Genomic DNA, 25,610 nt, shown 5'->3' on the forward strand with positions numbered 1-25,610 from the left:
AGTTTTGAGGCATAGTTAGGTAAAAACATAAATTAACTTAATAAGCGTACTTAGTTTTGAAGTAAGTCAAAAGACAACCTGTCAGACTATCGCTCTTTACTTTTAAACAAATTATAAATACCACAGGTAAAACAAATATGACAAAACAAGCTGTAGCGGCAGGATTTGTTCTATTCTCTTTCATGTTGCCGACCAAAGCCTCGGCTGCGAGTTTTGATCAGCTTTATGTATTTGGCGATAGTCTTTCTGATACAGGCAATATATACAATGCTACCGATAAAAAATATCCTTCAAGCCCACCTTACTTTGAAGGACGTTTTTCCAATGGGCCGCTTTGGGTAGATTATCTCGGAGATCAGCTTGGGTTAAAGCCTACTTTATTCACTACTATTCCTTCCACACCAATTGCTACCCAAGGGATAAACTTTGCCTTCGGTGGTTCTAGTTCTGGTTTAGATAATGCTGTTCTTGACAATAGAGGATTACCGGGGGTACTTAAACAAGTCCTCGGTTTTGCCGAAACTCTGCAAACAAATAATCAAACTGCTGATCCAAATGCACTTTATACATTGTGGGGAGGTGCGAATGATTTCTTTTTTCTAAACCCCGAAGACTCTACTACGCCAATCAATAATATATCCTTGGCGTTGAATACTCTGGTAGGAGTCGGCGCGAAAAATATTCTTGTGTTTAACTTGCCAGATTTGGGACAGATACCAGCAGCTAAAAATGGTAATCGCAATCCTACAACCTTAAGCAAATCAACTAGTGATTTTAACTTGGGTTTAGGAGAAACTGTGAGCGCTTTGAGTCAAAACCCAAATCTCAACATCATCTCTGTTGATACTTATTCCTTATTGAATCAGACAAGTGCATTAGGTTTTACGAATGTAACTGAGTCTTGTCTAGATAGGCAAGATATATGTGATCCAGCTAACAACAAGTTTCTCTTCTGGGACGATTTTCATCCAACGACTGCTGCTCATAAGTTAGTAGCAGATACTGCACTGGCTGCAATTGAGGCTAAGTCTGTTCCTGAACCTGCGATAAACTTGGGGATTTTAGCTCTTGGTGCTTTTGGTGCGGTAGGAGTGCTGAAGCGTCAACAAAAAAGGTCAGCACTTGTATTAGTCGGTCGGGTTGTTGATGCACAATAGTCTCATATAACAGTTGAAAATTAAACTAACTGTATTGATGTGGGATTACGATCGCTTATTTCAAATTATTGAAGAATTAATCATGCACCATTCTCCTAGTGGTGCAGAAGGTGAAATTAACCAGTTGTTGATGCAACGATTTGCGGCGCTGGGTGTGGAAGTATGGTGCGATCGCGCCGATAATATTATTGCCAAGATTCCCGGCAAAAGTCCAGACCGAGCGATGTCTAACGACAAGCCGCTTCTCTACGAGAGGCTTCGCCAACGCGTCTACGCTATCACCGCACATAAAGACGAAATTGGCGCAATTGTCAAGAGTATCGGTGATGAAGGTCGTGTCAAAGTCAGCAAACTTGGCGGTTCTTTCCCGTGGGTTTATGGCGAAGGCGTTGTCGATTTACTGGGAGATAACGAAACCATTAGCGGTATTCTCAGCTTTGGTTCCCGCCATGTTTCTCACGAATCGCCCCAGAAAGTGCAGCAAGAAGACACTACTGTTAAGTGGGAAAATGCCTGGGTTGAAACGAAGCTCACGTCTGCTGAATTGGAAGCAGCTGGCATTCGACCTGGAACTAGAATGGTGATCGGTAAGCATCGCAAGCGTCCAATTCGGTTAAAGGATCATATTGCTGGTTACACTTTGGATAACAAAGCCTCTGTGGCAATTTTGCTCGCTTTGGCTGAAAACTTGAAGCAGCCAGTAGTCGATGTTTATTTAGTAGCTTCAGCAAAAGAAGAAGTAGGAGCAATTGGGGCGCTATTTTTTACCCAAAATCAGCCTTTGGATGCTTTAATTGCTTTAGAAATTTGTCCATTATCTGAGGAATATCCTGTTAAAGACGGGGAAAGCCCTGTACTTTTATCTCAAGATGCTTATGGGATATATGATGAGGGATTAAATGGACAACTGCGCCATAGTGCCAAGCAACTCAATATGCCAGTGCAGTTAACAACTCTAAGTGGGTTTGGTAGTGATGCTTCAATTGCCATGAAATTTGGACATGTTGGGCGTGCTGCGTGTTTGGCGTTTCCCACACAAAATACACATGGATATGAAATTGCTCATTTAGGAGCGATCGCTAATTGTATCGATTTATTAAAAGCTTTCTGCGAAACTGAGTTTGAGTGATATTTAGAGACTTTGATTTGAAGGAGCGATCGCATATCAACCCAAAATTGCGTGAATTTTTCTGGTTGTCGAAAATGCGCGTAGGCGTAGCCCGTCGTAGACATCGCCACAATTTGCGTTTACTTTCCAAATGTCTTAAGTGTGGGGCTAGGTTTAAAATCCCTGCCTTATGGGAGCAGGAGCGTTGCGATTGCGGCCGCTTTCCGTTTGAGGAAATAGTAACTGCTCAAAAGTTGTTTATCTAGGGTATTTGAAGAAATTTAAATTAGCTTTCATTTACAGAAAACGCATAGTTACCATTTGGAAATCGGATAACTGGAATCCAGAAAGGTACTCCATACCAACTCTTATCCACGGCGGTCTACGCCAACGCATTTATAGATTTGGCTTCGCAATTGTGATTTCGGCAGTCGCATTTATCGATTTGGCGATACCTACGGCGGGCTACGCCAACGCAATTATGATTTAGGCGATCGCAAAGTTCTGTTTTTCAATTGATACGCTATTCTCATCGCCATTGATTCAACCAACGTATTTGCCCAGGCCAGTCTTCTGCTTGAGTTTCTGATAGCAAGCGATCCAATGCTTGAATGAGGTCAGACAAATTCCAACTATTTTGTGCCGCTAGAATAATGCCTCTATGCTGCGGATACTGAATTCCAAGGCTGGCGGCTCTAATCGCAAACGAAATAAACAATCTACTTCAAAAATTACTCCAGTTGTAGCGGTTCTTACTACTCAACCTACTCAAGCTGCAATTGCGAATGCATCAACTAACGGTAATGGCACAACTCCATTGCTGCAATAATCCACCTAGCTTGAAAATGGGAGTAGGGATGTTAAAACAATTCGCAATTCGCAATTTGCAATTACGTTTTGTGACGGGGATTTAGCTTAGGCATCATAAACGCGCTGCTTGATAGAAGCAGGGGACTTAAACCCCCACCACTTGTTAATCTGTCACCGACGAGGAATAATTAGTCACTGTACACTTGATTTATGTCAAACTTTAGTGTTGAGTAATACTTTCATCAAAGCCGATGATGGGATTTGAACCCACGGCCTGCTGATTACGAATCAGCTGCTCTACCACTGAGCCACATCGGCGTACACAATCTAAGAGTATAACATGATTTAATCATGGTAGATCAAAATCGCAAAAATCGCCTTAACCCTGAACAATACGCCAGCCTCAAAGCAGAAATAGCCGCTCCTTATCGGGGCTTACGCCAATTTATCTACATCGCTTTCGGTGCTTCTGGCTCAATTGGCGCATTCGTCTTTTTCTTCCAAGTGCTTGCCGGACGCAATGTTGAGACTGCTTTACCTAGTTTGGCTCTCCAAGTAGGAATTGTTGCTTTAATGGTCTTTCTCTGGCGCTGGGAACAGCGTCGGCAACAACGCGTCCAATCGGGTAAAAATCCTAATTCTTGAAGGAAGAAATTTTAGCTAGTTAATTTTTGACTGTTTTCTTTTGATATATATTTATATTCTGCAAATTTATTAAGGCTTTTATGAAGATTAAAATATAAAAAGAGAAAAAATAAAAAAATTATTAGGAAATCCGAAAAAGCAAAAACTTCTAAGAAAATATAAATCGTTGAAACGGGGTCAGCCAATATAAAGACCCTGTGACTATAAACCCAATCACATTCAAATGGGGCCAGCTATATTTAAAGACCCCTAGAATTAAAAAATCACTATATTGGAAGCGCCAGACTAATTTTATTAGTTTGGCGCTTTCAATTTGCTAACTAGGCATTTACTGAACTGTTACCAAATAGGATGAAGGAATTGGTTGGGCACGTCCAGCATTGACAAGTGCTTGGTAAACAAAGGCAGCAACTTCGGCTCTAGTCGCTTCACGATTAGGATTGAGTTGCTTTGCTACGGGATAGTTGATCACTAATTGCCGTGCAGTTGCCGCAGCAACAGGAGCGATCGCATATTTAGGAATCTGGGCAGCATCGGTGTAAAAGGAAAGGGCATTCTGATTACTCGCTGTTAAGCCCAAACCATTAGCTAAAGCGACTAACGCCTGCACTCTGGGAATTTCCTGTTGTGGTTTAAAAGTGCCATCGGGATAACCAGAAACAAATTCACTCTGGTAAGCAGATTGAATTGCAGCGTTAGCCCAGAAATTGCTTGGTACATCCTTAAATTTAATGGCTGCACGTTTAGTTGCTGGTGTTAGGGCTTTAGTGACAATAGTGGCGAATTGAGCGCGGGTTACAGGATCATTGGGTTTAAAGCTGCCATCAGGAAAACCAGCAATAATATTTTGAGAAGCTAAAGCTTCGATGTAAGCTTTTGCCCAATAATTTGCTGGCACATCCTTAAAGGCGACAGGCCCTCCAGGAGGTACGTCAACAGTTGCAGCAACGAAATTTACTGAGCCGAAAATCTTTTTCTGATCAATATCGTTGCCAACAGCGAGAATTTGACTGGTTTTTGTGGCGTTGTTCACATCATAACGAGTGTTATTGCGAATAAGATTTCCACCAGGATTTTCATTAGTGCCAAGATCGGGTAGAGCATTGACAGTTGCTATTATTCCATCCCGCTTATTGTTCTGAATGACATTCTTACGCAATACGGGCTTTGCTGATTCGGAGATATAAAGACCGTCTTGGTTTTGGATGATTTGATTCTCCACAATTAGAGGTGTGGAAGTACCACCAATCGCTAAACCAAAACCAGTATCCTGAAATAAGTTATTCCTGATTTCTCCTTGGGCAGTTCTAGCAATTGAAATCCCGTTGCCTTTGTTTTGCACAAAGAGATTACCTTCAACTGTGGGATTGCCTGTACCCGTGACAAAAACACCCTCTCTGACACTGTTAGTAAAAGTACTGTTTTTGATAATCGGATTAGTTGACTCCACCCACACCCCCGTACCCCGGCTATTTGGATTAGTGACGGTGACACCTGCGATCGTGGTATCTCGGTCGGCAAGCATGGTAATGTCTTGCCTGGCAAAGGTTCGACTAGTGTAAAAACCTCCACCTGTAATTAATATCCCCTGACCTTTAGTAGCTTCATCACCCCGCAGTGTCACCCCTGGTTTCAGCAACAACGGGAAAGTTTCGCCACTTTCTTGGTTATAGTTCCCAGGTGCTAACTGAATAACCGCACCTGGTTGGGCTTGACTAAGAGCGAAACTGATGCTCTTGTAGGGTGCAGTTGACGTTGTACCAGCACCTGCACTATCTACACCAGTTTGTGGATTAACGTAAATCGTTGCGGCTGTTGTTGGAACTTGCGCTGTGAGAGTTGGGGCGATACCTTCTGGATGACTAGCACCAGCATTAACCTCACCAGGTAGTAATATTGACCCACTAGAAACGACTAACAAAGCCGTTAGTCCGGCTCCCAGGCGTAAAGTATAACTGAGATGACTGCTAGAAAGAAGGCGAAAATTTTTCGCTAGAGAAATGTGAAAACCCCGGTATTTCATTTTTTCCGTCTGTGATGTGATGAATTATGGCCGAACAAGGTTGAAGGTAGCAAGCAGTCTTGTAGCTGCTGTAAAACCCATGCAAAACTATACTGGATGATTAGCAATGATCCAGCTAAATTCCTTAGATAGATCACAGAACTTATACATTAGTTATATTTTTTTATTCAGGAAATTCCACTAGTACACTGTAGCCGAAGTTTGCCTAGCTTCAACAAGGGGATTTTGCACTAAGTCTTGTTAATTAAGATGGTATCTGGGTTTTCACCAAACTCAAGCTGTACTAAGGACTTTCTGCATGAGGAGATGGCTATCGACAAGTCTCTCGCTGCCTTGTTTAAGCGCTCATCCTGCCTTTACTACGACTATTGAATAATTTATTTTTTTGTATTACCTAAAGCTAGATGCTGTAAATAATATTACTGAAATATCATCACAGTAAAAGCAAAGCTATTGGAAATCGGGAGAAATGCGTTTTAAATTTTTGTGGCTGCGTCGCGCCTTAGTTTTATTAAGTAGTACTTGTCTTCTACTTTTATCCACTCCTGCCTTTGCTGCGGAACGAGTAGTGCTAAACTATGGTATTTTCCGTGAATCGCTTTCTGTAGAGGAGCTATCCACCTTTGCCGAAACAGGTGAACTTTCACGTTCACTACGAGTTAATTTTGCTTTGGCCCGACAAGACCCCAAAGCTATTCGTCAGTATTTAACGGAGCCAGTAAAGGTAAACCTTCTATTATTAGATAGAGTACTAAATAGCTCTATTGGCAATATTATTTTGGATCAAATTAGTCAAGTTATTTATACGCCGTCTCGGAGAGCAGACCGACAGGCTTTGCGAGCCGCTTTGGTACTTTCTGCGAGTCAAGACGGGCAGGTGTCAGTAATTGAAATTATTGAAAATTATCCCACTAACGAAGTGGAAGTTGATGGCAAACGCTTGGAGAGTGCATACCGTCAACTCCGTCGCTTGCAAACAAGCTTACAAGATTTACTTAATTTTTAGTAAGCTAAAGTTTCTAAAGTTTCTCTTAAATACCGTTGTACCTGCTGTTCCAAGCGAATTCCGTGTAATTGAGCATCGCGTTCTAGTTGCCAGCGTTGAAAACCGGAACTAGTGGATATCGCACATTTGAGACTATACCAAATTTCAGTATCAGCAGAAAATTGGTGATCGCTAGAAGCTGGAATTTGAGCCATAGTTTCTCATTCCTTTGTTTTAACTTCAAGGGTAATTGGGCACGGGGCATGGGGTATGGGGCATTGGGCATTGGTTATTAATCCTTTTCCCTCATCTCCCTCATCTCCCCCTACTCTCCTCTCTAGCCCTTTAAGGTGAAATAATATACTTTACGGGCTGCTACGAATCTGTATTAATCCGAAACAAAGATTCCAATAACCGGGGCACGATTTGATTAACTCGCACACCTAAAATTGTGAAATCTTGCTTAATCTTTTCTAAAGATAATGGCTCTATGCCAGCGAATTCTGTGTCATTAGTCACTAAAACTCGCATTACACTCACAGGTACTTGTAAAAATAGATTGCTGCCCAAAAAGGCTAACCCCGCAAATAATAGTGCAACGCTGCGCCATTGTGGAAGAAATTTAGCTGAATTTGCTACTAATGGGGCAATTTGGTAGAGATGCCACAGTACCCAAAGTGATAATACTGCTGCCACTAATGCCAGGATACGATTTAACTTTGTATTAGTTAAACAGAGAATTTTTCGCTGCCGTTCAGTCAGATTTTCTGGCTTTAGGGCTATTCCTAAAAGAGCAAATATATAAAAAGGACGACGCAATTGCATCCATAGTAGAGGAAAAATACCAATGGCGGCAACTAAACATAGCTCCATCCAGACTGGCAAAAACGGCTCGCCTACAGATAAAAACAATAAGCAGAGCAGTAAAAAAATAGGCAACGTCGCCAATCCAGCGACGTGAATCCACAAAATAGGTTCAGAACGAAATGAATGCATAATAAAAAGTTATAAGTTAAGAGTTATTAGGAGTTACAAATTAGCAGTTTTTAACTCCTAACTCCTAATTTATTACTCCTAACTTCTAACCATTTTACCCTTAACACTATCTCGTTAAGGTGAGAGTGCGGCGCTTCGTAACCATCTGATAGGATTCGATGATGTCACCTTCAACCCAATCATTGAATTTATCCATGCCGACACCGCATTCATAACCAGCGTTGACTTCACGAGCATCTTCTTTCATCCGTTTTAGGGAATCAAGGACGCCTTCATAGATCACCTTACCGCCGCGTCGCACCCTGACTTTGCAGTTGCGAACTAGCTTGCCAGATTGAACGTAGCAACCGGCAACCGCACCGCGACCGACTGGGAAGACGGCACGGACTTCGGTTTGACCCAAGGGTTCTTCGACCAACTCTGGTTCCAAAAGACCTTCCAAGGCATCTTGGATATCTTCTAGGAGTTTGTAGATCACGTTATATTCTCGGACATCTACACCCGCTTCATCGGCGGCTTGTCTAGCACCACTGGCAAAGGTGGTGTTGAAGCCAATAATTACAGCGTTACTGGCAGCTGCTAAGTCGATATCTGTTTCGGTGATTTCCCCAGCAGTAGCCAAGAGCATCCGAATTTGGACTTCGTTTTGGGGGATTTGCTTGAGCGCTCCCACAATGGCTTCTACAGAACCTTGCACGTCTCCCTTCAAGATCAAGTTGAGTTCTTTCAACTCGCCTTCTTGTGCTTGAGCCGACAGGGTTGTAAGGGTAACACGACCTTGTAACAGGCGGGATAGGCGTTGTCTATCGGCGCGATCGCTAGCGAGTGCTCTGGCTTCTTTTTCGTTCTCGAAGACCTCGAACTCGTCGCCTGCTGCTGGTACATCACTTAAACCTAGTACCTCGACAGCAAAGGAAGGAGAAGCAATGTCTACTCTCTTGCCTCTGTCATCTACCATCGCCCGCACTTTACCGAAAGCCGACCCGGCTACCAAAATATCTCCCACATGCAGGGTGCCATTCTGAATTAGCAGGGTAGCAACTGCTCCCTTGGCTTTATCCAGATGTGCTTCAATTACAGTTCCTTTGGCGGTACGATCTGGGTTGGCAGATAGTTCTGCAACCTCTGCTACTAAGAGAATCATCTCTAAGAGCGTATCCAGGTTTTCACCTCTGATGGCGCTCACGGGAACCATGATTGTCTCACCACCCCAATCTTCTGCGGTCAGACCATACTGGGTGAGTTCTTGTTTAACCCGTTCTGGTTGTGCCCCTTCTTTGTCAATTTTGTTGATTGCAACAACAATTGGCACTCCGGCTGCTTGGGCGTGGCTAACGGCTTCAATGGTTTGAGGACGGACACCATCATCAGCAGCCACTACCAACACGGCAATGTCTGTTACCCGCGCTCCTCTAGCCCGCATCGCTGTAAAGGCTTCGTGACCAGGAGTATCTAGGAAGACTATCTGCTGTGGTTTGCCCTCATGTTCCACATCCACATGGTATGCACCGATGTGTTGAGTGATACCACCAGCTTCTCCAGCGGCCACTTTTGTTTTGCGAATTGAGTCGAGCAGGGTTGTTTTACCGTGGTCTACGTGACCCATAATTGTCACGACTGGCGGACGGCGGTGGAGATATTCTAGGTCTTCTGCGCCGACCATTTCTGTAATTTTCCGAGCTTCTGCTTCTCGCTCGACGGTTTCAACTTCTATTTCTAGTTCTTTTCCTACCAGGGTAATTGTGGGAATATCCAGATTTTGGGTGATACTCACCGCCATGCCTTTGAGGAACAGGATTTTAACAATCTCTGTATCGGGAACCGCTAAAACGTCAGACAGTTCTTGCACAGTCAAGGGCCCAGTGATCGTGACCTTTTCGGGACGGTCACGCTTTGTATCGGCTTCTTGTTGGTGGCGACGGTTATTGTGATGGTCACGGCTAGAACCAGATTTAGAACCAGGTTTTCTACTTCCTCTAGCAGTTGGGGCGCTAGCAAGGGTTGCCCCTGGCATCTGCACAGGTCGAGTAGCTTTTGGCTTGGGAGGACGGGCAATGGAAAGGCTGACTTGGACGGTGGCTGGTGAGTCGCTATCGTCATCATCCAGTAAATCTTCTTCAAACTCATCATCCAGTATCGGCTTGATCCGCTTACCTTTGACGCCAGCTTTAGCCTTCTCTTTAACTTCGTCAATTATTTCCTCTTCTACCCACTTCTTGCCGCCTTTGGTGGGGCGAGGGGGACTTGGGCGTTTCAAATCGAGGAGATCAGGTGTGACGACTGGCTCATCACCCAATCCTTGGGATTTGCCCGCTATTCCTGACATCTGTCTGGGTGGAGTAGCGATCGGCATTGCGGCCGCTACACCTTCACCAGGGCGGGCTGGTCTGGGTCTTTGCCCTTCTCCTAGCTGTGATGGTGCAGATGGTCTATTGCCCCTCTGCTCTGGTCTGGTGGGTGCAGGGGTAGGTCGAGCCTGTCTTTGTGGCGCAGATTGCGGAGACTGGTCAGTTGGCAGTTTAGCAACTCTGGGCTTAATTTGTTCGCGATCGCCTTCGACGGATCGTTGCCGTTGGTCACGCTTGAGGATCGGTTTGTCTGCCTGAGATACTTGCTCATCTGCCACCGGGGCTTCTTCTGCCGCAGGTCTTGGCGGTGGGGCAGCTAATTGCGGTTTGATCGGTTTTTCCGCTTTCGGTCTGGGTGGAACTATTTTTTCTGGTTTTTGGGATGCTGTTTTTTCCGACGCCTGATTTGGATTTGGCGTTTGTTCTAAGTCCGTAACAGGAGGAACAGGAGGTTGCTCTTGAGTCTCAGATTGAGTCCGGGGCACAGGTCGGGTTGGTGCTGCCGGCTTCATGGGTGAGACTGGCGTAGCGAAAGGCCGTGGTGGAGAGGGAGGATTAGCTTCAGACAAGGCAGCTTGGGTATTGGTAGCAACTGACGCCTCTGGGGCGTTGGGGGTAGTATTTCTCAATATTTTGGGTTTGCGTATTTCCAAAATTTGCTGTTTGTGGGGTGCAGCAGGTCGGGCAGATCCGCCGTTTGGCGGTGAGTTTGGTTTATGGCTGGTTGTACGTAGTTCCTTTTTGGCGGAGACATTCGTCGCTTCGAGTTTTTCCGCAGCCGTGCGGATGTTTTCTGCCTCGGATTCTGAAATCGTGCTGCTATGGCTTTTGACCGAGATGCTGAGCTGGTCGCAAATTGCTAGTAGCTCTTTGTTATCCAAATTCAATTCCTTTGATAATTCATAGATTCTAACTTTGCCGTTGTTCATCCACTCTTCCCCTTTAATTTACAGTTTTAGCGGATGGTTGCCTGGGAGTGCGACATCTCCATCCTTGGATTACTGTTTTTAGACTGCCGTTCAGTTTTTGCCGGTGCCTCCAATCAGGAAAGAGAGATGTTTCGGTTTAATAATGGCATCCCCACCAGGAATGATGGTTGAGGGACACCCATAAAAATTTTTTAAATAAAAGATTTTTATAGGAACCCCTGACGCCGAACTGCGCCTAAGCGCTACCAGGTTGCCATTTTGTAGTTTCTTGTTTTGGTGATTCTGAGCCTTCCACAACACAATCGATTACATCTTGTTCTGGGAATCTTGCCTCGCCCCTCTTAATTATTGGAGAGCCGAATGCCTTTTACACCCATTTACTATTTTGGCACTAACCTTAACCATCAACAGAGGGTGTCATGAAAGCGCGACTTCGGCTTTCGCACAATTCCTCTAGTAATGACGTCACGAAGTTGTTCCAACTAAATTTGGTTTTGGGTATTGGTGCGGGCTAGACGTTGCGACAAGCTTTGGTACAGTGTTTCTGGCACTGATGCATGTAGCGATCGCCCTAGTCGATTTTTTTTTTGAGCTGCTTGTAGGCAACTCGTTTGTGGACAAATATAGGCAGAACGCCCCATGCCCTGATCTAATTGTACCTTTCCCGATGGAAAGACGCGGACAATCCGCCAAAACTCATCTTTTGAGCCTACTTTCCGGCAACTAACGCAGCGCCGATAATTTGGTTTCATCGGTTCTCTGTGATCTTAGTCCAGCATTCTGGGTGTAAAAATAAGTCTTTTATTACTATTTTTTACTTCTACCAAGGCATCTTTCAGAAAATAATCTTTGAGACTCGGACTACAATCAACATTATCAAAACTTTACAAGGTTTATCAATTACTCGTCGTCGTTAGTATCAAAAGTATCCTCCTCTTCTAATTCTTCCTGATTTTCATCTTCTAATTCTTCCTCAAACTCAAGCTCATCTTCGTCTGATTGATATTTTGCTCTTACAGCCGCAAATTTTTCATCCTCTCCTGCATAGTCGTATTTAGCTTTATCTTTGATGTCTATTTTCCAACCAGTCAGACGGGCTGCCAAACGGACATTTTGTCCTTCTTTCCCAATGGCTAAACTAAGTTGGTCTTCAGCCACGAGTACGTGAGTTTGCCGAGATTCTGGGTCCATCAGGCGTACTTCATCCACCCGTGCTGGACTTAAGGCATTGGCGATATATGTTGCTGGATCTGGCGACCAACGAATTACATCTATTTTTTCACCGCGTAATTCGTTGACTACCACTTGAATTCGCGATCCCCTGGCTCCGATACAAGCGCCTACTGGGTCTACATCGCGATCAAGGGTATCTACTGCTATTTTAGTCCGAGGGCCGACATAACGGGAGGGGGGGTTTGCCTCCCTAGCTACAGCAACTATTCGTACCACTTCATCTTCAATTTCTGGGACTTCGTTGGCAAATAGATAAACCACCAAACCAGCATCAGCGCGAGACACAAGTAACTGTGGCCCTCGTTGTTGGCCTTGGGATACTTTTTTGAGATACACCTTGAAGGTGGCATTTGCCCGATAATTATCGTTGGGCAGCTGTTCCCGCTTCGGTAATTCGGCTTCTACTTCTGGCTGACCAAAGCCACTGCTAACTGCCAGAACCACAGACTGCCTCTCAAATCGCAGGACTCTTGCTTGCAGGACAGTTCCTTCTAAATCTTGGAACTCTTCTTGCACCATTTGGCGCTGTTGATCCCGCAATTTTTGCGCCAATACCTGCTTAGTTTGCATCGCCGCCATCCGACCAAACTCTCCTTGGTCGGGAGTCACATCCAGCACCACAGAGTCCCCTAACTGCGCTTCGGGAGCTACTTGTTGAACTTCGTCTAGGGAAATCTGATGGTCTGTGTTATTGACTTCTTCGACAATAGTTTTGGTGGAAAGAACGCGAAATCCTTCTCCGTCAATATCGAGTTCTACTTCAAAATTCTCAAAATAATCTTCGTCAAACTGTTTGCGCTCTAAATTTTGGGCGCGACGATAACGTTCGTAGCCTTTGAGTAGTGCTTCTCTAATAGCTGATTGAACTGCAAGACGGGGTAAATTCCGCTCATGACTTATACTTTCAATTAATTCTTTTAATCCAGATAAAGTAACCATTGACATAAGCAATCTCCTTTAAAAATTAGGAACTAGGAACTGGGCATTGGGCATGGGGCATGGGGCATGGGGCATTGGGCATTAGGTGCAAAGGCAAAAGATTTGCAGCAACTTACCCTCTGCTTTTCTGCTTTTCTGCTCCTCTGCTCCTCCAATCCCTTAGTCCCTAGTCCCTAGTCCCTAGCCTCTAATCACTCGTTTATCGGCGCTCGTCTAGCTGCACCTTAGTAATTAGGGAGCGGGGAATTTCGACTACACGACCTTTTTGGTTTAAGTAAAGTGCTGTCTCATCCCGGCGAATCAACTGACCAATCCACTCTTGTTGTCCGTCGTAAGGTGGCGAAGTGGAGATGATGACAGGAAATCCTTTAAAGGAAATAAACTCCCTGTCTGTTACCAACTGCCGCGAAATACCAGGACTAGAGATTTCCAAGACATAGGCATCTGGAACGATTTGGGCAGCATCTAAGGAGGCTTCTAAAGCACGGCTCATCCTTTCACAATCATTTAACCCGGTGTCTTGCTCAGGATTGCGAATGTCTACGCGCAACACTGGTGGACTTTGGTTAGTGTGAAAAACTACGCCAACCACTTCCAATCCCAGTTCTTCTGCCACTGGTGTCGCCAAATCAATAATTTGTGGAACTAAAGGATGAGCCATGAGAAAATTCAATAAAAAAAGTGGGCACTGACCCACTTCCTGCGATAGGTATATCTTCCAAGAAGTCTTGTGACGAACCAATAATGATTCGCCTAATTCGAGTTTAGCGCATTTATTGGATAGTCAATAGTGATTGGGGATTGGGCATGGGACATGGGGCATAGTTATTCTCTCTGTCCCCCTTGTCTCTCCTGCTCCCCCTGCTCCCTCATCTTTGCACTACTGCTGGAACTGATACTTGTGTTCGTAACTGCCTGGTTTGCTCGATAATTTGGTCTATGTCTTCTTGGGATAAACGCTGGACGTAGTTGAGTTTTATTTCCTCTAAGAAGTCAAAAAGTAAACTCTGAATTTCTGAAAGTACGTGTTTTTCCTTTATTTCAGATCCCAAGGCATCGCTGAAGCTTTGTACAAGTTGACTGGTGAGTTTTGCACCAACAGGGTCTTCAACAGCGCTAACTAAAGTTTTGTAAAGATTAGTTGTGATTTGAGTAGCTAATTGTTCGCTTAACTGAGTTTGGGCTTGTCCCACACCAGGGAGGTTTTGGAGGTTGCGGTAGACAGGTACTTGATGGAAGACGGTTTCAATGTTGTGGCGCAACATGGCAATGATCGCAGGTTGGATTTCGGGTAGCACTTGGTAGACAATTGTTTTTACCAAAAGACCTGCGATCGCTTCCACTTCATTCACATTATTAATATCTATGTAGGGACGTAAATTTTCTTGTTGTGAAAGCCAGCGCGTTAACTCACCCTTCTGTATTGAACCCTGAACCTGATTAATTACTCTCACCACTACAATTTCTGTGAGTTCTTCGGCAAAATTAGCGACAATCCCCTGATTAATTTGTTTTCGTACTGGATGCAAATTCAATAACCGCACTTGATCGAGGCGAATTAATACAGGTAAGATTCGCAGCCACCGCCAAAATGGCAGTAGTAAAACTAGGTCGTACCAACGCCATAATAGTGCTTCCAACCAGCTAAAACCAGGATGCTGGCGTCTGATCAAGAAAGTACGCCCTAGCAATTCTAAGCCAAATAAAATCACAAAGGGTAAGTCAATAATCCAGAAATTATCAACAAATTCGCCATTTTCACCGATTTCGCGGAAGTAGTTAGAAGCAATCAAAGGGCGGATGCTCTCGTTAAAAAAACTAATTTGTTGATCCCAGCCATTTTGTGATAGATATGGCTGACTCCAAAAAGTGGCAAAGGACTGTTTTGCAGATTCATTACCGATGCGCGATCGCATCCGATTTTTGATTTTTTCCAGAGTCCCACTCTTATTCACTCCCGCAAACGGGTTAGTGTCAACCATTTCGTTGCTAAGACGCCTTATTTCCTCTAGTCTGCTATTTACCTGAGGCGACTGTAACCCTGTTTGGCTGACTTGTTCTTCTAATGCTTTTACTGTTTCTAGATAATTTTTTGTGTCTCGATGAGGTTCAATACCTTTTATTGGGTCATAAATCTGAATAATTTGAGGAAGTTTTCGTAAGTAGAAATCTCGCCAAGGTACGTAACTTAAGTTAAACAAAACTAAACCTAGATTTACGGTGGCAGTAATTGCCATAATTCTTTCAAACCAAAGATTCCGCTGCTTAGAAGATTTTATATTTTTCATATTATGTCATATATTATACATTCTGTAATTGCCTTATCTTTAAGTTGACACAGGTGACAAATATATGCACTACTGTAATTTAGTTTTCAAGGGGTGTATGCGATTCAAATAATAACCTTTGCATTGCTAATATAAGATACTCCTTTTGATGGATGACACAAATTATTTTCTGTTCTTTAAATAAAGCTTGAAAAAGTAAATCACAGATTATTCAAAAAATATTAAAAAATAGCGAAAAAAGTTATTAAACAAACTTAAAATGCAGCTGTTAATGTTTATAATCCTGCTGATTTAACCCAAAGGAGTTTTGAGTATGTGGTGTGGGTTTGGAAAATCAAGCGCGACCTTTGCTGTTACTTGCCTGATAACTGCTAGCATGGTAAGTGTAGACACAGGTTTCGCAGCCCCTCAAGGTAGCTATACACCCGAGCAATTTCGTTCTGTGTTGCGAGGATTAGGCTATAACGTCAAGGTAACAAATAGCCCTTTGACAGATGAAGCAACTAGAAAGGCGATTCGTGAATTTCAGACTGGTTATAAGCTAAAACCAGTTGATGGGATAGCAGGGCCAAAAACCAAGGATTTTGCTGCTAACATCGTTCGAATTTTAGAAGCAAATTTAAATGCAGTAGTAAAACCAAATCCTCCCCTCGCGCGCAATCATTTGTATGATGCCCGCACGGAAGCAGTGGTGAAGGAGTACCAGAAGAAATATCAGTTGTCAGAAACTGGTATTGCTAATTTAGCACTCCGCCAAAAGCTGAATGAAGAAGCAAAGACAGTGTTCAGTCAGCCAACACCAACACCGGGAACTACACCAACACCGGGAACTACACCAACACCGAGAGCTACGCCAACACCCGGAGCTACGCCAACACCGGGAGCTACGCCAACACCGGGAGCTACACCAACACCGGGAGCTACACCAACACCGGGAACTACGCCAACACCCGGAGCTACCCCAACACCGGGAGCTACACCAACACCGCGAACTACGCCAACACCCGGAGCTACACCAACACCCGGAGCTACGCCAACACCCGGAGCTACGCCAACACCCGGAGCTACGCCAACACCCGGAGCTACGCCAACACCCGGAGCTACACCCTAGTCCCTACCAAAAACTTCTACCTCAAAACCTCTCAAGTCATCTGATTTGGTTCTTCTAAGGGTCTGCCCTTGGGTACAGGTAGAGTTGGACGACGGTCATTGTAAGGCATAGGAATGTACTGGACGCTGGGTCGACCTCCTTGTGGCTGTGGGTACAAATCCATAAGACCATAAATAGAATGGGGCAGTCCGACAGTTACGGGCAGCCCCATTTCTGTTGCTTCCTCTATAGTTATCGGATAGTCATGGGTGACACGCCCGGTTGTCAAGGCTTCGATAATCGACTCGATATTTTCTGGCAGAACTTTTTGTTTGGGTATACTGTCTTTTAGCAGAGTCCTTACAAATCTCTGTACCTGCTGTATTGCTTTGCGTGAAAGATCGGCCATAATGAGAGTTTGATCATCAATCTCACCAATGGGTTTATCTTCAACTACTTTCAAGATACTCGCTGCGGGGTAATTGCCCAACTGGGGATCAACTGGCCCCAAAACAGCGTTAGCATCCATAATAATTTCATCAGAGGCGAGGGCAAGCATTGTACCGCCACTCATGGCATAGTGGGGTACAAAAACTGTAACTTTTGCCTGGTGGCGAATTAATGCTCTGGCGATTTGTTCCGTAGCCAAAACCAAACCACCAGGAGTGTGCAAAATTAAGTCAATCGGCACATCTGGCGGTGTAAGGCGAATTGCTCGCAATATTTGTTCTGAATCTTCGATAGTAATGTAGCGAGATAAAGGAATTCCTAAGAAGCTAATAGACTCTTGGCGGTGAACCAGCAAAATTACCCGACTTTTGCGTTCCTGCTGAAATTGTTGTAAAGCACGTAAGCGCCGATATTCTACCTGACGTTTTTGCCAAAGGGGTTGCAAAGAAGTCAGAAGGAGAAAAATCCAGAATAAATCACCAATACCAAAGCCCATAAATATTAATTCTTGTTCAAAAATAACGCTTGACGTCATTATTGTCACAAGTTTTGGGCGATCGCAGGTCTATCTATAGGTTTAAAACTTTCAAACCACACTAAGTAAAAATATTATTAATTACGAATTACGTAGCTTGCTTCTCACCGGAAGCGAGTATTACAAATTACTTATGATTCCCGCCGCCAAATTTTTATAGTATCGTCATCACCACCGCTAACTATAGTTTGACTATTGGGACTGAAGGCGACACAACGAACATAGCTGGAATGCCCTGTAAGTGTGCTGATTTCTCTACCACTGTGTAAATGCCACAGTTTAATAGTGTTGTCCCAACTGGCACTAGCGAGAAATTGTCCATCCTGGCTAAAAGCAACTGACCAAACTGAATCAGAATGACCAATGAAAGTACGAATTTCTCTGCCTGTATTTACGTCCCACAATTTAATTGTGTTGTCACCACTGCCACTGGCGATAATTTCCCCATCTTTGCTGAAGGCGATACAGTTGACGAAGAAAGAATGACCTAATAATGTGCAAATGTTCCTGCCTGTGTATACTTGCCATAATTTAATGGTGTAATCGGTACTGGCACTAGCCACAAGCTGTCTATCCCTGCTATTCGTTGCAGGCGTTGTTGGAGAATAGGCAACTGACGAAACTGAGTCAGAATGGCCTATGAGAGTTTGGGTTTCTATACCTGTGTGTACTTGCCACAGTTTAATTGTACAGTCAACACTACCACTAGCTAGAAATTTGCCATCTGGACTAAAGGCAACGGAATTCACCCAATTAGTATGACCAGTAAGAGTCCGAATTTCTTTGCCTGTGTTTACATCCCACAATTTGATGGTGTTATCCCAACTCCCGCTAGCTAAGATTTCTCCGTTCAGGTCTGCAACTCCCACAGATTTGCCTGACTCCCCTTGATAAGAAAGTTTTGAAGAGATTGGGCTAAAAGCGACAGAATGAACCATATTGGTATGACCAGAAGACCAACGACCGAGTTGACGCACTAGCTTGCCAGTACCCAGTTGCCAAAGTTTAATAGTATGGTCATTACTACCACTAGCAATTAATTGCCCGTCTGAGCTAATGGCGATCGCATGAACCATACTAGAATGACCTTTTAGGGTCTGTACACATTGCCAATTCTGTTGATTTAATACAACAGGTGGAGGCGGTTTAAGTTTAGGCGTTATCGCCAAAGTCGATGATATTAGTGTTATGTTCTTGGCAGTATCAGGGCCCAATAAATCCAACCACTCTTGCACAGACTGGGGACGATAAGTTGACTCCAAATCCATGCCGCACATAATAGCCTGATTTACCCTGTCGCTGATCTTAGGATTAAAATATTGTGGTGGTTCTAAATTAACGTTGTGACGTCTATCATCTGCACTCGTCGGTATAACTGCGGTAAGCAAATTATACAAAGTAGCAGCTAAGGCATAGATATCAATGTATTCTCCTCGTGGCGCTTCTGATTCATACTGTTCAGGTGGGGCAAAACCAGGAGTGCGATACACTGTATGCCTTTGAATCATATTTGGAATAAATTCTCTAGCGATGCCAAAGTCTATCAGCACTGCTTCTGATTTATCAATGCGGATCATAATATTACGTGGTTTAAGATCCCGATGCAGTAAACCTTTGGAGTGAATTAACGTCAAAGCATCGCCAATTTGTCGAATGTACAGTAGCGCTTCTGCTTCTGATAGCACCCCCACTCGTCTCACGTACTGTCCTAAGTCTTCGCCTTCGATGTACTCCATTACCATGCAGGGCAAATTTCCGTCATCAAAGATAGTTTCTATCTGTACTATATGAGGATGGTGACACACAGCTAGCCGAACTGCTTCATCACGGAAGTCTTGCCGTAACTTGTTTCGGTGAAGTATCCAGGCCGGGTGATTTAGGATTTCTTCTTTGAGGGTTTTAATCACTCGCAGTTGATTCCGTTGATTTCTGGCAAGATAAGTAATGCCAATTCCGCCTTCGCCTAGTTGGCTTTCAATAATGTAGCGTCCACCGAATAAAGACTTTCCCGCATTCCACACCATTAGTAATATTTGACAATTTCTGGTATTTATTTTGGCACGGTATCAGAACAGCCAACACAATTTTTGGAAATTCAATTTTGTTTTGTTAATGTAGCTTTTTAAAATTAGTTACTTAGAAAGCATTTTCAATAACCTCAATAATTACTAATATAGAGTTGGGTATACCCTATTAGTTTTAGCTAAACTATACCTTTACATCAAAATTTTATTTGATTAGTCATGCTAAAGTGAACGATGACTTTAGCGATATTTGGTCATAATAGTTTGACTTGTAAGTAACGTGAAATTATGCTAAAGAATCTGAAGCTGAAACAAAAATTTACAATTTTGCTACTGGTAATTCTGACGTTTGGTCTGAGCTTGAGTGGATTTGCTCTTTCTTCTCTGCTCAGAGAGAATGCTAAACAAGATATTAGCTCAACAGGTCTTATGCTCATGCAAACCATGAGTTCTGTTCGCCACTACACCAATACTCAAGTTAATCCAGAGCTGGCTGATAAATTGGAAACTGAGTTTTTGCCCCAAAGTGTTCCTGCATACTCAGCACGGGAAATATTTGAGATTTTACGGAAAACACCAGACTACCGTGACTTCTTCTATAAAGAAGCAACTCTCAATCCTACAAATCTTCGGGATAAAGCTGACGGTTTTGAGACAGAAATTGTAGAAAGGTTCAGAAATAAATCAGACCTTAAAGAAGTAAGTGGATTTCGCTCAATCCCTGGTGGCGATGTCTTTTACATTGCTCGTCCGCTACCAATTTCTGAAGAAAGCTGTCTAAAGTGTCATAGTGTACCCGAAGCTGCACCTCAAAGTATGATTAATCTTTATGGTACAGCTAATGGATTTGGGTGGAACCTGAATGAAATTGTCGGCGCTCAGATTATTACAGTACCAGCAAATAACGTCATCAATAAAGCCCATCAGTCTTCACTACTAATTATCCTAATTGTATCAACTATTTTTATAGCGACTATCCTGTTAGTAAACTTGTTCTTAAATCGACAAGTTGTAATGCCTCTTAAACGCATGACTCGTGTAGCCGAAGAAGTTAGCACCGGACATATGGAAGTTGAATTTGAGCAGATGTCTAATGATGAAATTGGTAATTTAGCTAAAGCCTTTAGACGGATGCAGTTAAGTTTGGAAATGGCAATGAAAAGAATCAAACGCACTCAGGGAAGTATAGGGGAGTAGAATAATTCGTAATTCGTAATGACGCTCTCCACGTTTGCGGAAGGTGTCACAGACAGACTGCGTAGCTTGCTTCTTTGCAGGAGTAAGTGAACTAGCTGCCGCTAGGCTAAGTAATTCGCGTAATTCAGTTTTATATCGGAGATTTAGACCCCGCCACAAAACTGGCTGCGTTTATTTGCTCTTTACTTAACCCTCCAGAATTAGTTAAACAATTCAAAATAATCTCTCAATCAACGGTGGTCTAAATGTTTATGAGAATAAGTTTTTTTTGAATTCAAAAGCTGCTTGAAAGTCAGGAATTTCCTTGGCTATGAGTTCAACAAATTGGTCAGGTGAAATGTAAGGATTTTGAGCTAATATTTCTTCCATAACTAAATTTGCTATTGGGCCAATATGGTAAGCTAACTCTTGGTGACAATGTTTGATAAATGTTGGTTGGAGCGAAGATTGTTGTTCTTTAATTCGCCCATTTTGCATAACAGCTGGTGAAGTAGGTGAATTAAAAATTGTTTCTTCAGGTGGTTGGTTATATGACTGCGATATTGCTGACATAGCCTGAAACTCAGGATTAAATATCGTTGCAGGCAAATCATCAAGCATGATTGCAGGAGACATTACCACTTCTGGTTTTGCAATACGCTCTAAATTTATAAGAACTTCCCTAGCTGTTTGGTATCGCTTGTTAGGTCTATCTGCCAACATCTGATCGAGTACTTGAGCGAAATCATCACTAACATAGGAATAATAACGCCAGTTCCATTCTAAGGAATATTGATCTATTAGTAAGGATGGATCTCTACCTGTGAGTAATACAATAGCTGTCACTCCCAAAGCATAAAGGTCACTAGAAGGGGAACATAAGCCCAAGCTAATCTGTTCGCGGGGAGCATATCCCACTTTGCCGACAAGGGACATTTTGCCAACAAAGGTTACCTGGTGGTTGGGATTTCTCCCTTCATTGATGTCAGCAATTTGCTTGCCTACACCGAAGTCAATCAGCACTGGCAAATCATTGCCATCAGGTAACATAATATTATCAGGTGAAATATCTCGATGGATGATGTTATGTTGGTGGACATACTCCAAAACAGGTAGCAGATTTTTTAGCCACTGTATAACTTCCTCTTCAGAGAAGTTTCTTCCTTGACGTTGAAGTTCTCCCAGTAGCCTAGAATAGGTTTTACCATCAACATACTCTTGTACTAGGAATAATCGACCATCTCCTTCAAAGCAAGCCAAAAACTTGGGAATTTGAGGATGTTGCAATTGATGAAGAATTTTTGCCTCTCTTTTAAATAAGTTGCGATATTGTTCTAGTCCACTCTCCCCTGTGCCTATGGGCGCAAACTCTTTGAGAACACAAGCTTCATTAAAGCGACGAGTGTCAAAGGCCAAGTAAGTTCGCCCCAATCCTCCCTGTCCCAGAAGTTTTTGGATAATATAGCGGTTATCGATTAGAGTTCCAGCAGCTATTTCTGGTTTTGTCATAGGGGACTGTGACATCTCATCGCACTCCTAGCGATTTTATTATTGATAGATTATTCAGTTTGCTGAAAGTCAGAAACTCTAGCAGATAAAAGCTTATAACATCCTTAAAATTGAGATTATCATCACTGTCAAGGCAAGGAAATACACTTTTCTACAATCTTTCGACGGTCTTGTGTAACCAAATAGACAATTTTTACCTGAGTAGTTTGATCTTACTACTCTACTCATACTTACGTATTTTAGCAGCCGTAACATAACCAGTGTCTGCGGTAATCTCTGCGACTGTTCTGGGCATCGCCTTTGGGATTCGCAGATAAACCACATTTTACCCCTAATAACTCAATTGGCACGCACTGAGCTTTGGAACAGTAAGGATATAGTGTGATATCATATTTATCCAGAAAACCTGAGTTGACTAGAGACTTGCCGAAAAAATTATTATATGTATTTCAAGTGCTGAATATGCGTTAGCGCAGCTCGTCGTAGACATCGCTCTCAAAAGTTAATCTTTTTGGGGAGCGATCGCATGAATAGACAGGTACTTTTCATTTAGAATTTAATAACCCGCAACTTGGATTAATAAGTGCGTTACGCTGTCGCGTCAACACTTATTGTTCTATTTCTCTAACCGCTAATTACAGCGATCGCATCAATTTCTACTAACACATCTTTAGGTAAGCGTGATACCTGCACACAAGCCCGCGCTGGGGCTGTATCTTCCGGAAAATATTTAGCATAAACGGCATTCACGGCTGCAAAATCATTCATATCAGCTAGAAATACAGTGGTTTTCACCACATCTTGAAAAGTCGCACCAGATGCTGTGAGAATGGCTTCAAGGTTAGCTAATACTTGCTCAGTTTGTTTTTTGACATCATCAGTGTAGACGACATCACCAAGGCGGGGATCGATGGCAATTTGTCCAGCTACGAATACAAATTGACCTGAAGCTGCGATCGCTTGATTATAAGGGCCAACTGGTGCGGGTGCGTTATCAGTATTAATTACTTTACGAGTCATAGGTATCACTTTCTCTAACGATGTTTCTTGTTTACCGATTTCCGCTTCAGAAGCGATCGGCTTATAGACTTCTCCATCTGGCATTATCGCACCAGTTAGGTCAGCATCTTTAAAGGTTGCCCCATAGATATTTGCCCCAGTTAAATTTGCCTTCTTCAGATTTGCACCATCAAGGTTTGCCATTATCAAATTTGTATCTGAAAGACAGGCTCTTTCTAGATTTGCTTCTTTTAGACAGGTGTTTTTGAGATTTGCTTGTCCCAGGTATACCCCAACTAAATCAGCCTCAGCTAGATTCATTCCTGACAAATTACATTTCTCCAAACTAACTCCCCGGAGTATGGCTTTATGGAGATTTGCACCTTGAAAATTTACTCCAGTTAGCTCTACCTGAGTAAAGTTTGCTCTAGTCAAGTCTGCTTTAGTCAGATTTGCAGCTTTCAAGTTTGCATAACTTAAGTCCGAACCGTTAAGGTCTGCCCAACTTAAATTAATTGACCCACCTTGCATCCACTTCAAATTTGTACATCTTAGGGATGCTCTAGAGAGGCTTGCTTCCCAAAGATTAGCTTTGGTCAGAGTTGCTTCACTCAAGTCTGCTCCATTTAAATTTCCTTTGTATAAATCTATCTCACTCAAATCTTTGCTTGTGAGGTCTACTCCTTGAAGATTTGTTGAATGAAATTTCCGTTGCCCTGCTGCGTATTTCTCTAAAAGTTCCTCAGCGTCCATAATGCACCTTTAAATACCACTGACACAGTATAATCACAAAAACTTTGTGTCACAGATATTCTTGTCTCCTTTTCCTTCGCGCCTCTGCGGTTCGTCCCTCTTACCCACCTCGGATGTATCCCATAATGCCGCCAGATCAGCATCTCGATCGCATTCGTATAATACTGTTACGACAGACTGCAAAACATTATTTATGAATAAACCAGGATGAATATTAAAGAACTACTGATCCAAGAAATTGAATCGTCCTCAGATGTTCTACTAGCCCAAACACTAGATTTTTTACGTTTTCTCAAGACAAAACCAGGAACCGAGGAAATATCTCTTGACCTGTCAAGGGAAAAAAATGATGATACTTCCAATCAGAAAACAAAACCGGAAATACAGGAAGCAACACCAATTATTAGAGGCTCTAAAGCAGAAGACTTACTAAAATTTGCTGGAACCTGGCAAGGGGATGATTTTGAAGAGTGCTTACAGCTTGTTTACGAAACCCGTTCCTCGGCTGAATTTTAGTGATGTACCTCCTAGATACTAACCATTGTAGCCGAATCATTTTTGGAGAAAGCAACGTCATTCGTCGGTTACAAGAACACATCGGCTTAGGCGTTGCAACTAGCGTTATCGTGCAAGGTGAACTTATTTACATGGTGCAAAAGTCTTCTCAACAAGAAGCAAATCTTCGTTTTGTCAGAACTTTTCTGCAAACCATTGACCTTTATCCCATTAGTGGAGGAGTTGCAGATGTTTACGGTAGCCTCAAAGGAGAAATTGTCGAAAATTTTGGCCCCAAAGACAAAGCAAAGCGTAGAAAATTTACAGTTCAAGATTTGGGTTTTAGTGATAACGACTTGTGGATAGCATCAACTGCTTTGCACTATAACCTTACCATCGTCTCAGGGGACAGCGATTTTCAAAGGATACAACAGGTGCAAGCCTTAGCGTTAGAATCTTGGCTTTGACTTCTCCTACCCCAACCTCGGACGTATCCCATAATGCCGATATCGCCAATAATCGCGCAAAATGCGATCGTGGTCAAAACATAAATTACCAGGCACACGCCAATACTCAAAAACTCCTACACCTTTAGCATCATCCCCAGCCACAGGTTCACCCGTCGCTGTCGCTAAAAACACAATGCTAATGGTATGCTGACGCGGATCGCGATTGGGATCAGAATACACCAGTAATTGTTCAACTAACTCTACCTGCAAACCCGTTTCTTCTTCAGCTTCCCGTCGGGCAGCCACTTCCACCGCTTCCCCATAATCTACAAAACCACCAGGAATAGCCCAACCTAAGGGTAGATTATGTCTTTCAATTAACACTATTGGCCGATGAGGTCGATCTACTAGTTCAATGATGATATCAACTGTTGGTGCAGGATTTCGGTAAGTCATAGTTATTTAGTCATTGGTCATTAGTTATTAGTCATTAGTCATTAGTCATTAGCCAAGGACAAAGGACAAATGACAAATGACAAACAAAATGAGTTTACTTGATTTACCTTGCAAATACTGTTCCGTGATAAATTCGATGCGATTGGCTTTGCCACTGCCCCTTGGGCGATGGCATAGCGTGTCCATCAGACAATTGCTCCCTTTAATAATTCA

At 43.1% G+C, this 25,610-nt stretch carries 22 protein-coding genes and 1 tRNA gene; 8 read left to right on the plus strand and 15 right to left on the minus strand.

Annotated features, from left to right (window positions below; genetic code table 11):
• The first annotated feature begins 137 nt into the window (after positions 1-137).
• Entirely contained in the window at positions 138-1,157 is a 1,020-nt protein-coding gene (locus H6G26_RS21890; protein ID WP_190731262.1) for an SGNH/GDSL hydrolase family protein, read from the plus strand.
• Between the two features lie 37 nt (positions 1,158-1,194).
• Positions 1,195-2,286 carry a M42 family metallopeptidase gene (locus H6G26_RS21895; protein ID WP_190731299.1) on the plus strand — a complete coding sequence of 364 codons (1,092 nt, stop codon included), beginning with the start codon at positions 1,195-1,197 and terminating at the stop codon, positions 2,284-2,286.
• Between the two features lie 508 nt (positions 2,287-2,794).
• On the opposite strand, the gene H6G26_RS42090 is transcribed toward H6G26_RS21895, so the two are convergent.
• On the minus strand, positions 2,795-2,983 hold the full coding sequence (locus tag H6G26_RS42090) for a hypothetical protein (RefSeq protein ID WP_206757553.1): 189 nt from the start codon (positions 2,981-2,983) through the stop codon (positions 2,795-2,797).
• 338 nt (positions 2,984-3,321) lie between these two features.
• Positions 3,322-3,393 (minus strand) — tRNA-Thr (locus tag H6G26_RS21905).
• Between the two features lie 33 nt (positions 3,394-3,426).
• On the opposite strand from H6G26_RS21905, the gene H6G26_RS21910 reads away from it, so the two are divergent.
• Positions 3,427-3,720 (plus strand): DUF3493 domain-containing protein, encoded by a 294-nt coding sequence (locus tag H6G26_RS21910; protein ID WP_190731263.1) that lies wholly within the window; start codon positions 3,427-3,429, stop codon positions 3,718-3,720.
• Positions 3,721-4,048: 328 nt separating this feature from the next.
• Here the strand turns inward: H6G26_RS21910 and H6G26_RS21915 are convergent, their stop codons facing one another.
• The gene (locus H6G26_RS21915) at positions 4,049-5,743 is read right to left on the minus strand and encodes a DUF1565 domain-containing protein (protein WP_190731264.1); all 1,695 of its coding nucleotides are present in this window, start codon (positions 5,741-5,743) and stop codon (positions 4,049-4,051) included.
• 469 nt (positions 5,744-6,212) lie between these two features.
• Here H6G26_RS21915 and H6G26_RS21920 point away from each other — a divergent pair, with 469 nt between their 5' ends.
• The gene (locus H6G26_RS21920) at positions 6,213-6,749 is read left to right on the plus strand and encodes an alpha/beta hydrolase (protein ID WP_190731265.1); all 537 of its coding nucleotides are present in this window, start codon (positions 6,213-6,215) and stop codon (positions 6,747-6,749) included.
• Here the strand turns inward: H6G26_RS21920 and H6G26_RS21925 are convergent.
• The 7 genes from H6G26_RS21925 to H6G26_RS21955 all read right to left on the minus strand — a co-directional run bounded on the left by H6G26_RS21925 (position 6,746) and on the right by H6G26_RS21955 (position 15,461).
• A complete protein-coding gene (locus H6G26_RS21925; protein WP_190731266.1) occupies positions 6,746-6,943 on the minus strand; it encodes a hypothetical protein in 198 nt (65 codons plus the stop codon). The genes H6G26_RS21920 and H6G26_RS21925 overlap by 4 nt on opposite strands.
• A gap of 160 nt (positions 6,944-7,103) precedes the next feature.
• A complete protein-coding gene (locus tag H6G26_RS21930) occupies positions 7,104-7,724 on the minus strand; it encodes a low-complexity tail membrane protein (protein ID WP_190731267.1) in 621 nt (206 codons plus the stop codon).
• 106 nt (positions 7,725-7,830) lie between these two features.
• The gene (infB, locus tag H6G26_RS21935) at positions 7,831-11,001 is read right to left on the minus strand and encodes a translation initiation factor IF-2 (RefSeq protein WP_190731268.1); all 3,171 of its coding nucleotides are present in this window, start codon (positions 10,999-11,001) and stop codon (positions 7,831-7,833) included.
• Between the two features lie 482 nt (positions 11,002-11,483).
• Positions 11,484-11,753: a YlxR family protein gene (locus H6G26_RS21940; RefSeq protein ID WP_190731269.1), complete on the minus strand. Its 270-nt coding sequence runs from the start codon at positions 11,751-11,753 to the stop codon at positions 11,484-11,486.
• Between the two features lie 148 nt (positions 11,754-11,901).
• Positions 11,902-13,179 carry a transcription termination factor NusA gene (nusA, locus tag H6G26_RS21945; RefSeq protein ID WP_190731270.1) on the minus strand — a complete coding sequence of 426 codons (1,278 nt, stop codon included), beginning with the start codon at positions 13,177-13,179 and terminating at the stop codon, positions 11,902-11,904.
• 193 nt (positions 13,180-13,372) lie between these two features.
• Positions 13,373-13,834 carry a ribosome maturation factor RimP gene (rimP, locus tag H6G26_RS21950; protein WP_190731271.1) on the minus strand — a complete coding sequence of 154 codons (462 nt, stop codon included), beginning with the start codon at positions 13,832-13,834 and terminating at the stop codon, positions 13,373-13,375.
• Between the two features lie 208 nt (positions 13,835-14,042).
• Positions 14,043-15,461 (minus strand): hypothetical protein, encoded by a 1,419-nt coding sequence (locus tag H6G26_RS21955; protein ID WP_190731272.1) that lies wholly within the window; start codon positions 15,459-15,461, stop codon positions 14,043-14,045.
• Positions 15,462-15,774: 313 nt separating this feature from the next.
• Here H6G26_RS21955 and H6G26_RS21960 point away from each other — a divergent pair, with 313 nt between their 5' ends.
• Complete coding sequence (locus tag H6G26_RS21960) at positions 15,775-16,572, plus strand: peptidoglycan-binding protein (RefSeq protein ID WP_190731273.1); 798 nt, start codon at positions 15,775-15,777, stop codon at positions 16,570-16,572.
• Between the two features lie 31 nt (positions 16,573-16,603).
• Here H6G26_RS21960 and H6G26_RS21965 read toward each other — a convergent pair whose 3' ends face one another.
• Together H6G26_RS21965 and H6G26_RS21970 are read right to left on the minus strand one after the other, a co-directional pair.
• The gene (locus tag H6G26_RS21965; protein ID WP_190731300.1) at positions 16,604-17,497 is read right to left on the minus strand and encodes a hypothetical protein; all 894 of its coding nucleotides are present in this window, start codon (positions 17,495-17,497) and stop codon (positions 16,604-16,606) included.
• Positions 17,498-17,667: 170 nt separating this feature from the next.
• Entirely contained in the window at positions 17,668-19,560 is a 1,893-nt protein-coding gene (locus H6G26_RS21970) for a serine/threonine-protein kinase (protein WP_190731274.1), read from the minus strand.
• A gap of 288 nt (positions 19,561-19,848) precedes the next feature.
• On the opposite strand from H6G26_RS21970, the gene H6G26_RS21975 reads away from it, so the two are divergent.
• On the plus strand, positions 19,849-20,757 hold the full coding sequence (locus H6G26_RS21975) for a DUF3365 domain-containing protein (protein ID WP_190731275.1): 909 nt from the start codon (positions 19,849-19,851) through the stop codon (positions 20,755-20,757).
• A 249-nt stretch (positions 20,758-21,006) separates the two neighbouring features.
• On the opposite strand, the gene H6G26_RS21980 is transcribed toward H6G26_RS21975, so the two are convergent.
• Positions 21,007-22,260: a serine/threonine-protein kinase gene (locus tag H6G26_RS21980; protein ID WP_190731276.1), complete on the minus strand. Its 1,254-nt coding sequence runs from the start codon at positions 22,258-22,260 to the stop codon at positions 21,007-21,009.
• A 609-nt stretch (positions 22,261-22,869) separates the two neighbouring features.
• Positions 22,870-23,997, minus strand: coding sequence for a Rid family detoxifying hydrolase (locus tag H6G26_RS21985; protein WP_190731277.1), 1,128 nt, complete (start codon positions 23,995-23,997; stop codon positions 22,870-22,872).
• A gap of 207 nt (positions 23,998-24,204) precedes the next feature.
• Between H6G26_RS21985 and H6G26_RS21990 the strand changes: the two genes are divergently transcribed.
• Both H6G26_RS21990 and H6G26_RS21995 read left to right on the plus strand, forming a co-directional pair.
• Positions 24,205-24,513, plus strand: coding sequence for a hypothetical protein (locus H6G26_RS21990; protein ID WP_190731278.1), 309 nt, complete (start codon positions 24,205-24,207; stop codon positions 24,511-24,513).
• Positions 24,514-24,515: 2 nt separating this feature from the next.
• On the plus strand, positions 24,516-24,959 hold the full coding sequence (locus H6G26_RS21995; protein WP_190731279.1) for a type II toxin-antitoxin system VapC family toxin: 444 nt from the start codon (positions 24,516-24,518) through the stop codon (positions 24,957-24,959).
• 6 nt (positions 24,960-24,965) lie between these two features.
• Here H6G26_RS21995 and H6G26_RS22000 read toward each other — a convergent pair whose 3' ends face one another.
• Entirely contained in the window at positions 24,966-25,397 is a 432-nt protein-coding gene (locus H6G26_RS22000; RefSeq protein WP_190731280.1) for an NUDIX hydrolase, read from the minus strand.
• Positions 25,398-25,610 lie beyond the last annotated feature (213 nt).

Source organism: Nostoc sp. FACHB-888 (genome assembly GCF_014696655.1).
GTDB lineage: Bacteria > Cyanobacteriota > Cyanobacteriia > Cyanobacteriales > Nostocaceae > Nostoc.

Bases quoted from the DNA above. Each gene is read 5' to 3' on its own strand.
- H6G26_RS21965 (WP_190731300.1), bottom strand. From the start codon at position 17,497: ATGGGCTTTGGTATTGGTGATTTATTCTGGATTTTTCTCCTTCTGACT.
- H6G26_RS21970 (WP_190731274.1), bottom strand. From the start codon at position 19,560: ATGGTGTGGAATGCGGGAAAGTCTTTATTCGGTGGACGCTACATTATT.
- H6G26_RS21960 (WP_190731273.1), top strand. From the start codon at position 15,775: ATGTGGTGTGGGTTTGGAAAATCAAGCGCGACCTTTGCTGTTACTTGC.
- H6G26_RS21910 (WP_190731263.1), top strand. From the start codon at position 3,427: ATGGTAGATCAAAATCGCAAAAATCGCCTTAACCCTGAACAATACGCC.
- infB (WP_190731268.1), bottom strand. From the start codon at position 11,001: ATGAACAACGGCAAAGTTAGAATCTATGAATTATCAAAGGAATTGAAT.
- H6G26_RS21995 (WP_190731279.1), top strand. From the start codon at position 24,516: ATGTACCTCCTAGATACTAACCATTGTAGCCGAATCATTTTTGGAGAA.
- H6G26_RS21930 (WP_190731267.1), bottom strand. From the start codon at position 7,724: ATGCATTCATTTCGTTCTGAACCTATTTTGTGGATTCACGTCGCTGGA.
- H6G26_RS22000 (WP_190731280.1), bottom strand. From the start codon at position 25,397: ATGACTTACCGAAATCCTGCACCAACAGTTGATATCATCATTGAACTA.
- rimP (WP_190731271.1), bottom strand. From the start codon at position 13,834: ATGGCTCATCCTTTAGTTCCACAAATTATTGATTTGGCGACACCAGTG.
- H6G26_RS21985 (WP_190731277.1), bottom strand. From the start codon at position 23,997: ATGGACGCTGAGGAACTTTTAGAGAAATACGCAGCAGGGCAACGGAAA.
- H6G26_RS21940 (WP_190731269.1), bottom strand. From the start codon at position 11,753: ATGAAACCAAATTATCGGCGCTGCGTTAGTTGCCGGAAAGTAGGCTCA.
- H6G26_RS21890 (WP_190731262.1), top strand. From the start codon at position 138: ATGACAAAACAAGCTGTAGCGGCAGGATTTGTTCTATTCTCTTTCATG.
- H6G26_RS21975 (WP_190731275.1), top strand. From the start codon at position 19,849: ATGCTAAAGAATCTGAAGCTGAAACAAAAATTTACAATTTTGCTACTG.
- nusA (WP_190731270.1), bottom strand. From the start codon at position 13,179: ATGTCAATGGTTACTTTATCTGGATTAAAAGAATTAATTGAAAGTATA.
- H6G26_RS21925 (WP_190731266.1), bottom strand. From the start codon at position 6,943: ATGGCTCAAATTCCAGCTTCTAGCGATCACCAATTTTCTGCTGATACT.
- H6G26_RS21990 (WP_190731278.1), top strand. From the start codon at position 24,205: ATGAATATTAAAGAACTACTGATCCAAGAAATTGAATCGTCCTCAGAT.
- H6G26_RS21955 (WP_190731272.1), bottom strand. From the start codon at position 15,461: ATGAAAAATATAAAATCTTCTAAGCAGCGGAATCTTTGGTTTGAAAGA.
- H6G26_RS21915 (WP_190731264.1), bottom strand. From the start codon at position 5,743: ATGAAATACCGGGGTTTTCACATTTCTCTAGCGAAAAATTTTCGCCTT.
- H6G26_RS21895 (WP_190731299.1), top strand. From the start codon at position 1,195: ATGTGGGATTACGATCGCTTATTTCAAATTATTGAAGAATTAATCATG.
- H6G26_RS21920 (WP_190731265.1), top strand. From the start codon at position 6,213: ATGCGTTTTAAATTTTTGTGGCTGCGTCGCGCCTTAGTTTTATTAAGT.
- H6G26_RS21980 (WP_190731276.1), bottom strand. From the start codon at position 22,260: ATGTCACAGTCCCCTATGACAAAACCAGAAATAGCTGCTGGAACTCTA.